Raw genomic sequence first — 12,554 nt, forward strand, 5'->3', positions numbered from 1 at the left:
CTGACACCGGAAACGAGAGCGTTGCCGACGGCGCCAGTGGCTTGTCGCGCAGCCTTGACCGGGGAATCGGTCCACTGACGGATCGGTGTCTCGGGCGCGAAGAGGGCCTTCGGTTCGGCGCGGGCGTTGCGCCAGCGGACGTACGCGCCGATGACGGCGTCAGTTTCACCCCCTTGACGAACCACCCAACCGCAAGCTGACCGGTCTTGGCACTAGCACGCCGCGGCGGGTGCCAGAGACCGCATGGCCCTGGCACCCGCCGCGGTTCGGTCGGGATGGTCCGCGTCAGCGTTGCCGACGGCTCACTCGGTGCCGCGGTGCAGGTACGCGCGGTTCACGGTCTGCTGGACGCTGTTGCCGGCGAAGTCCGTCGCGGTCACCCGCAGCGTCACGTACGCGTCGCCGTGCACGTTCGACGGCCGCTCCACGGCGGCGGTGAACCGTCCGTCGCCATCCTGCTGTTCGGTGCGCGTCGTGGTCCAGGTCTTCCCGTCGTCGTAGGACGCCTCGACCTTCAGCTTCACACCGCGCGGGGCGGGCATGCCGTCCTGCATGCGGACGGTCATGCCGAGGGTGTGGGTGCGCGCCCGTCCCACCGCGTTCTGCGCGTCGACCGGCACGTCGTAGTCGAGCTGGAGCAGCGGCAGCAGGGTCGTGTCAGCCGCGGTGCCCGAACGGAACGTCCAGGACGTGTGGGTGTCGGTGCCGAAGCGCCAGTCGTCCGAGGTGCGGCCGGTGGTCAGGTCCAGCCGGTATGCGGCGTCGCCCGCAGGCACCTCGAAGTTGCCCCACGCACCGTTGTCGGACGTGGCGATCTGCTCCCCGTTCCGGTACAGCTCCGCCTTGGACGTGTCGTTTGCGGACGACACACCGGGGCCGCCACCAGGGCCACCGAAGGGGTCGGCCTCTGCCAACGACCAGTGACCGGCGCCGGAATCGTTGAACTCGGGAATGAACACCGACAGGGTGTTGCCGTTGCGCACCGCAGTCTGGTCCTTACCGCGCGGGATCGACGGGCGGACCACAGCGCCGAACCACCGCTCCGTGGCCTGCTGGCCGGGCTGGTAGGTGTGCGCAGGATCGTGCATGCCGACCGCCAGCGGGAAGTCGGGAACGGGAACGATGTTGTGGTGCACGATGTGCTGCCACAGTGTGTCACCGGTGCTCACGTACTCGACACGTTCAGCTCCCAGCGGGACGTAGCGGCTGTACTGGTTCCACGCGGTGTCCTGGAACGGCCGCCATCCGAACCGCTGCTCGCTCGCCCACTCCGAGGCCCCGGTGCGGGTGTACGTGCTGCGAACCTGCGCGGTGTTGCGATCGGTAACGGTGTAGACAAGGTTCTTGGGGATGGAGCCCTTCGAGACCTCCATCAGGTCGTACAGGTACGGGCTGCGCACCGTGCCGGAGAACTCCACCGTCGTGGTGCCCTTCTTGATGCGCTCCAGCAGAGCCGACCCGTTCTCCCAGGAGGTCTGCATGGTGGGCAGCGCCATCCGGTCACCGTCCGGCTGCCACCGGGTCCAGTCGGAGAAACCCTCGGGCTGCGCCACCAGCAGCGCCTTGGCCCCCGCGTCCGCGGCTGCCTGCGGGAGAGCCCGTCGGTCCCACGGTGCGGAGTTGTCGTCCTGCACGACGGCCAGCTTGCCGCGTACCGCGCTGAAGTCGGGCGCCGCCGCTGTGCCTGCGTTCACGGCGGTCAGCCGCGCACCCTGATCCCCGAAGACCGGGGAGGTCGGCTGGTAGTACGGGGCGAACTGCTGTGAGCTGCCCGAGACATCCGCCCGCAGTTGCGGGGCCACCATCTGCTTGCGCAGGGAGAATTCAAAGGCGCCGTCGGTGACCGGAGCGGTGGCGTTGGTGTAGAGCTTCCAGTCGTCGAAGTACAGGGCCCCCTGGGTCAGACTGTGACCGTCGATCTGGCGGTAGTAGTAGCTGCTGAACACGCCGCGCTGCTCGGCGGGGCGAGGGGTCCGGACCTTCACCTCCGTGAGCCTCGAGGCGTCCAGGGTCACCGTCATGTCCTTGGTGACCTTCACCTCGGGGTTGACGATCAGGCCCACGTTGGTGCCGCCGTTCTTGGTCCGCTCGTAAAAGTTCAAGCTGACGTAGTACGTGCCCTCTTCCACGACGGCGACTCCCGCGGCAGGGTCCGTGTAGCTCACGAACCCGTCGGGGCCCCAGATGTCCGGCAACATCGCACCGTGCACAATCTGGCCGTTGCGGTCGCGCTGGACCACGGTCAGCCGGTGCAGGGGGGTATGCACCACGAGGGAGAGGGTGGTGTGGGCGAGCACGGTGCCATCGGCGTTCTTCGCGGTGACGTATCCGTAGAACTTTCCGCGGACGGCGTGCGTTGCGTCGGTGCGCAGCGGCACGTCGGCGGTGGCACCGGGGGCCAGTTGCACGGTGCTGGAGTCGAGGCTGACCACCCCGTCGGGGAGCGCCTTGCCGTCCTCGGTGGCCAGGTCGGCGGCCAGGGAGAGAGTGAGCGGGTGATCGCTGGTGTTGGTGTAGTGAAGGGTGGCCGCCGACTGCTGCCCCGAGGTACCGCCGATCGTCAGCGGGGCGAGGGTGACGGAGCCGGTGGCCGTGACCGGGCCCATGGCCGCGGCCACGTCGATGCGGCCGCCGCCCTGCTCGGTCACCTTGGTGCCGGGCACCGTGTGCGCGGTGCTGATCAGGGTGTCCTTGAGCTGCTGGGCGCTCCAGTCCGGGTGCTGCTGGGCCAGCAGTGCGGCGGCGCCGGCGACGTGCGGGGTGGCCATGGAGGTCCCGGACAGCGCGACGTAGTTGGCGTCGATCGGGTCGCCCAGGGTGGTGCCAGCCGCGCGGGCGGCGACGATGCCCACGCCGGGGGCGGTCACGTCGGGCTTGACCGCTTCGTCGCCGAAGCGCGGGCCGCGGCTGGAGAAGGAGGCCAGGGAGTCGTCGCGGTCGACGGCGCCCACAGTCAACGCAGACTCGGCTGCGCCCGGCGTGCCGACGGTGTACTGGCCCGGGCCCGAGTTGCCCGCGGCGACGACGAAAAGCGTGCCGGTGGATGCGGTCAGGTTGTCGACGGCCTGGCTGAGCGGGTCGGTGCCGTCGGTCGGCACGTCCGCCCCCAGGCTCATGTTGACGACCTTGGCGTGCTCGACGGTCGCCCACTCCATGCCGGCGATGATGCCCGACTCGGAACCGGAGCCGTTGTCGTCCAGCACCTTGCCGATCAGCAGGTCGGCCTTGGGCGCGACACCGCGTCGGGTGCCGCCGGAGGCGGCGCCGGTGCCGCCGACGATGGATGCGACGTGTGTGCCGTGGCCGAAGTGGTCGTCGGTGTTCCCACTGCCGGAGAAGTCCTTGGCCTCCGCGATGCGGCCGGCGAGGTCGGGGTGACTGGCATCGACACCGGTGTCCAGCACGGCCACCTTGACGCCCTGGCCTTCGTAGCCGGCCTTCCAGGCGGTGGGAGCGTTGATCTGCGCGGTGCTCCGGTCCAGCAGGGCCTTGACCTTGCCGTCCAGCGAGATCCTCGGGGTAACCGCGGCCCGGGCGGCGGCCGATGTCTCACCGGGGTTCAGCGTCTTCCAGAACGTCCCCAGGTCCTTGTCGGAGACTCGCAGGGAGTGCGCGTCGATGCTCGCCAGGGTGTGGGAGTGCGTCGGCTCGAGTGCCACCAGACGGTCGGCGAGGGACCCAGCGGCCTTAGACGCCTGTGCGCTGACACGGGCCCCGACCCTCGATGGGGTCGGCTGCGAGGAGACGATCAGCGGCAGCGCTGAGGTGTGGGCCTCGTCGTAGCCCTGGGATATCAGCCCGGTCACGTTGAAGAGCCGGCGGTCCAGCGTCCCGGCGGAGACCAGTCCCTGGGCGTCGAACGGCATCACGGTCAGCGACTTGTCGTCGCCCTCGAACGTGTTGAAGGGGATGTGCTCGCGTCCGGGGCCGGGCTGCACCGACGCGGTACGCCGTCCGCCGGGCAGCGTCGTCACGGTCACCCGGTCACCCGTCACCAGCCGTACGGTCGCGGAGTGGACCCCCGGTTCGCCGACGGGATGAGTGACGGGGCCGGTGGCCGACGCCCCTGCTACGGCGACGGCCGGTGTGACACCGGCCACCACCAGCAGTCCCGTCGTAATCGCCGCCATGCGGCGGATTCTTGCCATCAGGGGAGAACCTTTCGTACAGCTGAACACCACAACTTGGCCGAAAGCATTCGTTGGTGCAGCCGGGCATGTCACTGGTCACAGCTGTCACAAGTGCGACATGACCTAAGAGCGACACGCGTCGCCTCCGTACATCGCCCCGCTTGTCGGCGCCGCGATGTACGGATGTCAGTCCGCGCCTGCTGCCGAAGTGAGCGCGAGTCAGGGGGCGTTGGACGAGACGTCGGACAGACTCTGCTGTTGGTACGCGTGTGCGCCACGGAGAACGAAGATCAACCCGACCGACACAGAAAACGGCAACGGCGCTCGCTACAGGGGTCGCGTACACGAGGACAGCAGCGGTTGCTTCCCCCTGGTCGTCATGGGCGGTGAGGTAGCAGCCGGGGCGCTCGCGGACCGTTGGGCTTTATGGGGCCGTTTCCGGGGGGTTATCGGCGTCCGCCGAGTCGGTCGTCGTGGATGTGTCCGGCGACGGCTGCGAGCTGGTCGGGGTCGGCGAGTTCGGTCAGTCCGTGTACGGCGGCGTCCATGCGGTCGGGGGAGTCCATGCCGACGACCCAGGTGACCATCTGGTCCTCCAGGGCGACGTGGGCGCCGACGTGGTGGACGAGGCCCTGTTCGTACAGCTGGGCGATGGGTTCGGCCCGCAGGCGTTTGCCGACCTTGGCGGTGACTTCGAGGACGCGGGGCATGAGGGCGCCGTTCGTGGAGCCTTCGCGGCGCAGCTGCTCCCACGCCTGGGAGAGGACCTGGCGTGCCATGTCTCCGCCGTAGTTGGACTCGACCACGATGGCGTCGGCTTTGAGGGCGAGGGCGAGGAGGCAGGCGGTGCGGCCCCAGTCGTTGGCGCCCATGCTTCCGGAGCGGTCTTCGAGGACGTACAGGTGGCCGTCGAAGCCGCGGGCGGCGCCGATGATGCCGGTCTCGTCGCCGATGGCGGACTCTCCGCCGGCGGGGTCGACGGCGACGATGACGCGGGCCATGTCGAGGCCGCCGAACTGGACGGTGGTGAGCCGGTGGTCGTTGATCCAGGCGCGCTGCCACACGCCGCCCTCCGGGGGGCGGGGCTTTTGCTGGTAGAGGGCGGCCCATACGCGTTCGCCGACGCGGCGGCGGGTGGTGGCGTGGTGTTCGGCGTCGAAGCGTTCGGGCCACAGTGGTTCGCCGATGGTCCGGCCGAGGGGGTCGGTGTCGCTGTCGGCGAGCGCAGGCAGGTCGATGATCTTCCATTCGCCTGCTTGGGCGTCGCCGAGGATGCGGCCGGCGAGGTCGTCTTCGTTCCAGCGGGTCTGGATGACGCAGATCGCGCCGTCGGGTTCGAGGCGGGTCTGCAGGACGGACTGCCACCACTCCCACGTCTTGCGGCGCATGCTGGGTGAGTCGGCGGAGGCCATGTCCTGCACGGGGTCGTCGACGAGGGCGATGGTGGCGCCCTTGCCGGTGAGGCTGCCGCCGATACCGGCTGCGACGAGGCCGCCCTGGTGCCCGGCTATGTCGAAGCGCATCGCGGCCCGGCTGGAGGGGTTGAGGTGGATGCCGAGGTCGTCGCCCCACGTTTCGATGGCGTCGCGGATCCAGCGGGAGTGTTCCTCGGCGAGGTCCCCGCTGTAGGAGGCGATCATGATGCGGCGGTCGGGGTGCTGGCGCAGGTACCACAGTGGCGCCCAGCGGGAGGCGCGGCGACTCTTGCCGTGCCGGGGCGGCATCGTGATCATCACGCGGTCGGCGCGGCCCTCGGCCATGTCGATCCACGCCTGGTCGATGAGGTGCAGGTGGCGGGCCTGCATCTCGCGGCGCTCGGTGAGGACTGCGGCGAGCGCGCCGGGCGAGGCGTCCATGGCAATGTCACGTTCTATGCGGGCGAGCTGGACGCGCAGCTCGGGTGAGGCCTTCGCAGCCATGGCGCGGCGCAGGGCCGGCGGCCGGGAGCGGTAGGCGGCCAACAGCTGGGCTTCCCGCTCGCTGCTAGTCGTCCGAGCCATGCGCGGCCTCCTCCGAAATGCCGATGAGGACTTCGAGTTCGTCGAGGGCGACCGCTGTCAGCTCGCTGCCGGTGGCGGCCGGGGTGACGATCTCGGTCTTGTTCGGTTTGTCGAGGCCGTTCATCCGGGCGCGGCGCTCCATGATCCGCAGGGCGCGGTCGATGGCGGGCAGGTCGCCGTCCTTGACGGCCTGGCGGTAGGCGACGAAGAACAGCCGGTCCAGACGCAGGTTCTCCACGGCGCGCAGCTCGTCGGCCTTGTCCTCGACGTCGGTGGTGCGCTCTTCGAGGGCCTGTCTGACGTCTTTGCAGGCGGCGTGGATGAGCTGCTCGTCGGTGGGCGGCTCCTGGCCCTTCTTGTACCGGTCGATGCCGTAGCCCTGCGGGTAGGCGATCCGGTCGGAGTTGACGGCGGGGTCGGCGGCGAGCTTGCGGCCTACGGTGAGCCAGTCCACGCCAGCCAGGCGTAGGTCGATGGCGTCCGCTCGCCGCTGTGCGATGGCGGCCCGCGCGGCCTTGTCGGGGCGTCCCACCGGCAGGATTCCTTCCGCTGCTGCGCGCCCCCACGCCGAGATTCATGATGGCACTGCACGTCGAGGACGCGTTTCTGCAGGTGCGTGTGCCGAGTGCGAGCAGGGCCGCCACTCCGGATGCGGCGGTCAGAAGGATAAGGAGCTGAGGGCACACCGGATGCTGCAGCCGTAGTTCAGGACACGAGGCTGGCCGGTCCCAGGCGCAAGTCACGCGTTTCATGTGCCTGTCAGCGGGCGGCCCCGGTAGCCGCTGCCGTTCCGGGGGTGGTTGAAGTTTCGGCCGGTTCGGTTTCTAGGATCCAACAGACGCTGGCGTTGTCGTGTTCGGTGGGTTGGCCCTGGTCGGCGTGGGTGAGCAGGCCCGTCAGGTGGACTTCGAGGGCGAGGAGTTCGGCGAGCTGGTCGCGTACGTGGTCCAGGCGGTCGGCCAGGACACTGCGGACGTGGCTGCAGGGGCTGTCGCCGCTGTCGTGGATGGCGAGGATCTGCCGGACTTCGTGCAGGGTCATGCCGGCGGCCTGGCAACGGCGGATGAAATCGAGCCGCTCGGCGGTCTCGGTGCCGTAGTCGCGGTGGCCGCCGGGGGTGCGGGGCGGGGGCGGCAGCAGGCCGGTGTCCTCGTAGAAGCGGATGGTCTTGGTGCTGGTGCCCGTGAGCTTGGCCACTTCGCCGATTTTCACTCACACCTCCTCTTGAAGTTCCAGTGCACTGGAACTGTAACGCTATGGGGCAGAGGGGTTTCCGACATCCCTTGCGGCCACCGGTTGCCTGGTGGTCCTACGGCTAGCGAGGAGCGAGACATTGAGCGAGTCCACGTACAAGGTCACCGGCATGACGTGCAGTCACTGTGCCGACGCGATCACCGAGGAGGTCGGTGCCCTTGCCAGGGTGGACCGTGTCGCGGTGGACGTCGAGGCCGGGAGCATGACGGTGACCAGCGCCGGACCGGTGCGGATCGAAGACCTGCGGGCCGCGCTGGAGGAGGCCGGCGACTACGAACTCGTCGCCTCCTGACACCGGCCGGGACGCGGTAGCGAAGCGACGGCGTCCCGGTCTGCACGTTCACTCCACGCGCTGAAGGGCTCCATCATGCCATGACGATCACCGACTCTGCCGACGAGGCACCCGCACCGGCCGAACCGCCGCAGGCGGTCGATCTGTCTATCACCGGGATGACGTGTGCATCCTGCGCAACACGGATCGAGCGGAAGCTGAACAAGCTGCCCGGGGTGAGCGCATCGGTGAACTTCGCCACGGCCATCGCCCGCGTCGGCTACGGCGATGACCTGACCCCGCAGGACCTGATCACGGTCGTGCAGAACACCGGTTACGGTGCCGCGCTGCCCGCCCCGCGTGGCGCGGACAAGTCTTCCGGCGGCGCGGGGGACGAGGGGTCCGAGGAAGAGCGGCATGTGCGGGCGCTGCGGGACCGGCTGATCACGTCGGCCGTGCTGGCCGTGCCGGTGGTCGTGCTGTCGATGATCCCGGCCACGCAGTTCCGGTTCTGGCAGTGGCTGGCGTTCGCGCTGGCCTCGCCGGTGGCGCTGTGGGGGGCGTGGCCGTTCCACCAGGCGGCGGCGCTGAACCTGCGGCACCGGGCGGTGACCATGGACACCCTGGTCTCGCTGGGGGTGCTGGCGGCCTGGGTGTGGAGCGTGTACGCGCTGTTCTGGGGCGGGGCGGGCGAGCCGGGCATGCGGATGCCGTTCTCGCTGCTGCCACGCTCGGACGGGCACGGCGGCACGCCGGAGGTGTACCTGGAGGTGGCGGCGGCGCTGACCGCGTTCCTCCTCGCAGGCCGCTACTTCGAGGCCCGGGCCCGGCGGCGGGCAGGGGAGGCCATCCGGGCGCTGATGGACCTGGGCGCCAAGGAGGTCACCGCGCTGCGCGGCGGGCGCGAAGTGCGCGTACCTGTAGAGGAGTTGGCGGTCGGGGACGAGTTCGTGGTGCGGCCCGGGGAGAAGATCGCAACCGACGGGGTGGTGGCCCACGGCTCCTCCGCGGTCGACGAGTCGCTGCTGACCGGCGAGTCGCTGCCGGTGGAGGTCGGCCCGGGCGACGCGGTGACCGGGGCGACCGTGAACGCCGGGGGCCGGCTCCTCGTACGGGCCACGCGGGTGGGCGCGGACACTAAGCTCGCGCAGATCGCCCGCCTGGTGGAGGAGGCGCAGACCGGCAAAGCCGCCGTGCAGCGGCTGGCCGACCAGATTTCGGCGATCTTCGTGCCCACCGTCATCCTGCTGGCGGCCGGGACCCTGGTCGCCTGGCTGATCCTGGGCTACGGCGCGTCGATCGCGCTGACCGCGGCGGTGGCTGTGCTGATCATCGCGTGCCCGTGCGCACTTGGGCTCGCAACCCCGACCGCGCTGATGGTCGGCACCGGACGGGGCGCCCAGCTCGGGCTGCTCATCCGGGGCCCCGAGGTACTGGAGTCGACCCGGCGCATCGACACCATCGTGCTGGACAAGACCGGCACCGTCACCGAGGGCCGGATGCGGCTGACCGAGATGATCCCCGCCGACGGTGAGGACCGGGACGAGGTCCTGCGGCTGGCGGGTGCGGTGGAGCACGCCAGCGAGCACCCGATCGCCAGGGCCATCACGGATGCCGCCGCCGAGGCGACGGGCGATCTCGCGCCGGTCGCCGACTTCGCCAACCACGCCGGGCGCGGTGTCACCGGCACCGTGGAGGGATGTGAGGTGCTGGCCGGGCGGGCGAGCTGGCTCGCCGACGAGCACGGCCTGGACATCCCGGCGACGCTCACCAGGGCCCAGCGGACGGCCGAGCGCGCCGACCGTACGGTGGTCTTCGCCGCCTGGGACGGCAAGGTGCGGGCCGCCCTGGTGGTCGCCGACACCGTCAAGGCGACCAGCGCCACAGCGGTCGCCCGGTTCAAGGAGCTGGGCCTGACCCCGGTGCTGCTCACCGGCGACAACACGGCGGCCGCCGAGCATGTCGCGGCCGAGGTCGGCATCGACCGCGTGGTCGCCGAGGTCCACCCGGAGGACAAGGTCGCCGAGGTCAAGCGGTTGCAGGCGCAGGGCAAGGTGGTGGCGATGGTCGGCGACGGCGTCAACGACGCTGCCGCCCTCGCCCAGGCCGACCTGGGCCTGGCCATGGGCACCGGCACCGACGCGGCCATCGCCGCCGCCGACCTGACTCTGGTCAAGGGCGACCTGCGGGGCGCGGCCGACGCCATCCGCCTGGCCCGCAAGACGCTCGCCACCATCAAGGGCAACCTGTTCTGGGCCTTCGCCTACAACGTGGCCGCGCTACCGCTGGCTGCGTTCGGCCTGCTCAACCCGCTCATAGCCGGCGCGGCGATGGCCAGTTCCTCGGTGTTCGTGGTCAGCAACAGCCTGCGGCTACGCCGGTTCCAGCCGGCCGACCGCTCCTGAACCGTCGTATCCCGGTCGTTGTGGCGGCACATCCGCCCCTCGCGAAGGAAACCGCATCCGGACGCCGCCCAGTCGTTGTCGAGGAGTTGCCCGGGCCGCCGACGGCGTCGTGACCCTCACCCTCGCCTCCGCCGGTGACAAACCGCCTCAGCGGCTCGCGGGCGAGAGAGGCCCAGGCACAGTCCCCGGGGCCGCGCAGAAGGGTCTACGGGACCCGGTCAACGCCCGTCTCGCAGTCAGTCCCCGACCAGGACGGCGAGCGCGACGAGAGCCGAGGCGCACAGGGCGGCCGCGGCCGGACGCACGCCCAGGCGCCAGCCGTGAGGGGCGAGATGCGCGGCGGCCTTCAGGAGCCCGCGTGCGCGGTCCTCGTCCGCCGCGGTCCCGTCCGCTGTAGGGCACCTGGGTCAGCCGGTGAGGGCGGGCAGGCGGGTGGTGAAGGTGGTGCCGTGGCCGACTTCGCTGTCGGCGGTGAGGGTGCCGCCGTGGGCGGCGGCGAGTTCGGCGGCGACGGCCAGGCCGATGCCGGAGCCGTCGGCGCGGGCGGAGCGGCTGCGGAAGAAACGGTCGAAGATGTGGGGGAGTTCGTCGGCGGGGATGCCGGGGCCGGTGTCGGCGACGCGCAGCACGGCCCAGTCGTCCTCACGCTGCAGGCGCACGGTGACGGTGCCCTCTTCGGGCACGAACTTCAGGGCGTTGGTGAGCTGGTTGGTGATGATCTGCCGCAGCCGTACCGGATCGCCGTCGACGCGAATCTCGTCCAGATCAGTGCGTACGGCGATGCCCGCCTCGGCGAAGGAGCCGGCGAGATCACCGGTCGTGTCGGTGACGAGCTCGGTGAGGGACAGCGGCCGGCGCTCCAGGGTGAACGCGGCCGCGTCCGCCGACGCCAGGGTCTCCAGGTCGGCGACCAGACGGGCCAGCCGCAGGTTCTCGTCGTGCAGGGAGGCGATGACCTTGTCGGTGGGTTCGCGGACCCCGTCCTGGACGGCCTCCAGTTCACTGCGCTGAATTGCCAACGGCGTGCGCAGTTCGTGGGCGACGTCGGCGGCGAAAGCGCGGCGCAGTTCGTCCTCCTTCTCGACGCGGTCGGCCATGGTGTTGAAGGCGGTGGCGAGCTGTCCGATCTCGTTGTTGGGGATAGTGGCGGCCCGCCGGTCGCGGCGGCCAGCGGCCAGGTCCTCGGCGGCTCGGGTGAGTTCGGTGACGGGGGCGGTGGCCCGGCGGGCGGTGTAGACGCCGACGACGAGAGCGACCAGGGCCGCGGCCAGCGCCCCGCCGGCCAGCAGCCGGTTGACGGATGCCTGGAAGTCCTTGTCCACGGCTGGGACTACACCCTGGGGGACGCGCACGTCGAGCGTGCCGACCTGCTGCCCGTTCACGGTCACCGGCAGGCTGTGCGGCGGGCCGAGTTCGCCGGTTCCCATCATCTCCCGGTGCATCGCCAGCGTGGCGGCGTCCACGTCGGCGTCGGCCAGCGACCACACCTTGCGGCCGGACGCGTCGCGCAGTTGGGCTTCCGAACCCGTCATGGTCACCGTCGGCGCCAGCTGGTCCAGTGACGCCGTCTGCCAGCCGCTGTCGTGCTGGTAGTCGGCGGCGAACAGGGACACCAACTGCTGCTGGCGTGTGTGCTGCTGCTCGCTCAGGTAGTTCTCGAAACGGTCGGTGAAGGCGGTGTTGACCAGGACGGCGGTCAGCACGGCCGTACCGATGCCCAGGGCCGCGAACGCCAGGGCCAGGCGGCGCGCGAAACGGCCGCGCAGCAGCTCACGCAGGGCGTTCCACATCGCGATCGACTCCCAGTTTGTAGCCGACGCCGGGCACGGTGACGATCACCCTCGAGGGCGGGGTGTCGCCGAGTTTGCGGCGCAGGTTCTTCACGTGCACGTCGATGGTCCGCTCGTACGCCTCGAACGTGTGCCCCTGGACGCGGCCCACCAGTTCCATGCGGGTCCAGGCCCGGCCGGGGCGGGAGGCGAGCGCGGCCAGCAGGTCGAACTCGGTGCGGGTGAGCTCGACCGGTGTGCCGCTCACCTGCACCTCGCGGCGCTCGGTGTCCATACGCAGCCGCCCCTCACCGTACGAGACCGGCTCGACCGATTCAGTGCGGGGACCGCGGGCCCGGCGCAGCACCGCCTCCACGCGGGCGACCAGTTCGCGCGGGCTGAACGGTTTGACGACGTAGTCGTCGGCGCCCAGCCGCAACCCCATCACCCGGTCGTTCTCGCTCGCCTTGGCGGTGAGCATCACGATCGCCACGTCGCTCGTCTTGCGCAGCAGCCGGGCCACCTCCTCGCCGGGCAGGCCCGGCAGACCGAGGTCGAGGACGATCAGGTCGGGATGGGAGGCGGCGGCCAGGTCGAGGGCGCTGCGTCCGTCGGCCGCTTCCAGGACCGCATAGCCGTCGCGTTCCAGGTAGTCGCGCAGCAGGCCGCGCAGTTTCACCTCGTCGTCGACGACCAGCACCGTCGCACTCACGGGCGCACCTTCC

The 12,554-nt window shown here is 70.5% G+C and carries 8 protein-coding genes; 2 read left to right on the forward strand and 6 right to left on the reverse strand.

Features of this window, described 5'->3' with window-relative positions:
* Positions 1–302: 302 nt before the first annotated feature.
* The 4 genes from ACQEXA_RS32675 to ACQEXA_RS32690 all read right to left on the reverse strand — a co-directional run bounded on the left by ACQEXA_RS32675 (position 303) and on the right by ACQEXA_RS32690 (position 7,342).
* The gene (locus ACQEXA_RS32675) at positions 303–4,148 is read right to left on the reverse strand and encodes a S8 family peptidase (protein WP_433131846.1); all 3,846 of its coding nucleotides are present in this window, start codon (positions 4,146–4,148) and stop codon (positions 303–305) included.
* Between the two features lie 428 nt (positions 4,149–4,576).
* The gene (locus tag ACQEXA_RS32680; RefSeq protein ID WP_433131848.1) at positions 4,577–6,130 is read right to left on the reverse strand and encodes a terminase large subunit domain-containing protein; all 1,554 of its coding nucleotides are present in this window, start codon (positions 6,128–6,130) and stop codon (positions 4,577–4,579) included.
* Complete coding sequence (locus tag ACQEXA_RS32685; protein WP_433131850.1) at positions 6,114–6,662, reverse strand: hypothetical protein; 549 nt, start codon at positions 6,660–6,662, stop codon at positions 6,114–6,116. The genes ACQEXA_RS32680 and ACQEXA_RS32685 overlap by 17 nt, the downstream gene beginning before the upstream one ends.
* 227 nt (positions 6,663–6,889) lie before the next feature.
* Positions 6,890–7,342, reverse strand: a complete 453-nt coding sequence (locus tag ACQEXA_RS32690) for a heavy metal-responsive transcriptional regulator (RefSeq protein WP_432928963.1) — start codon at positions 7,340–7,342, stop codon at positions 6,890–6,892.
* Between the two features lie 121 nt (positions 7,343–7,463).
* Between ACQEXA_RS32690 and ACQEXA_RS32695 the strand changes: the two genes are divergently transcribed.
* Together ACQEXA_RS32695 and ACQEXA_RS32700 are read left to right on the forward strand one after the other, a co-directional pair.
* Positions 7,464–7,676 carry a heavy-metal-associated domain-containing protein gene (locus tag ACQEXA_RS32695; RefSeq protein WP_432928965.1) on the forward strand — a complete coding sequence of 71 codons (213 nt, stop codon included), beginning with the start codon at positions 7,464–7,466 and terminating at the stop codon, positions 7,674–7,676.
* A gap of 80 nt (positions 7,677–7,756) precedes the next feature.
* Positions 7,757–10,060, forward strand: a complete 2,304-nt coding sequence (locus ACQEXA_RS32700) for a heavy metal translocating P-type ATPase (RefSeq protein ID WP_432928967.1) — start codon at positions 7,757–7,759, stop codon at positions 10,058–10,060.
* Between the two features lie 407 nt (positions 10,061–10,467).
* Here the strand turns inward: ACQEXA_RS32700 and ACQEXA_RS32705 are convergent, their stop codons facing one another.
* Positions 10,468–11,850, reverse strand: coding sequence for a HAMP domain-containing sensor histidine kinase (locus ACQEXA_RS32705; RefSeq protein ID WP_432928969.1), 1,383 nt, complete (start codon positions 11,848–11,850; stop codon positions 10,468–10,470).
* Complete coding sequence (locus ACQEXA_RS32710; RefSeq protein WP_432928971.1) at positions 11,831–12,541, reverse strand: response regulator transcription factor; 711 nt, start codon at positions 12,539–12,541, stop codon at positions 11,831–11,833. The genes ACQEXA_RS32705 and ACQEXA_RS32710 overlap by 20 nt, the downstream gene beginning before the upstream one ends.
* Positions 12,542–12,554 lie beyond the last annotated feature (13 nt).

Origin of the sequence: Streptomyces sp. CA-106110 (assembly GCF_050936285.1) — a bacterium.
In the GTDB taxonomy this organism is placed as follows: domain Bacteria; phylum Actinomycetota; class Actinomycetes; order Streptomycetales; family Streptomycetaceae; genus Streptomyces.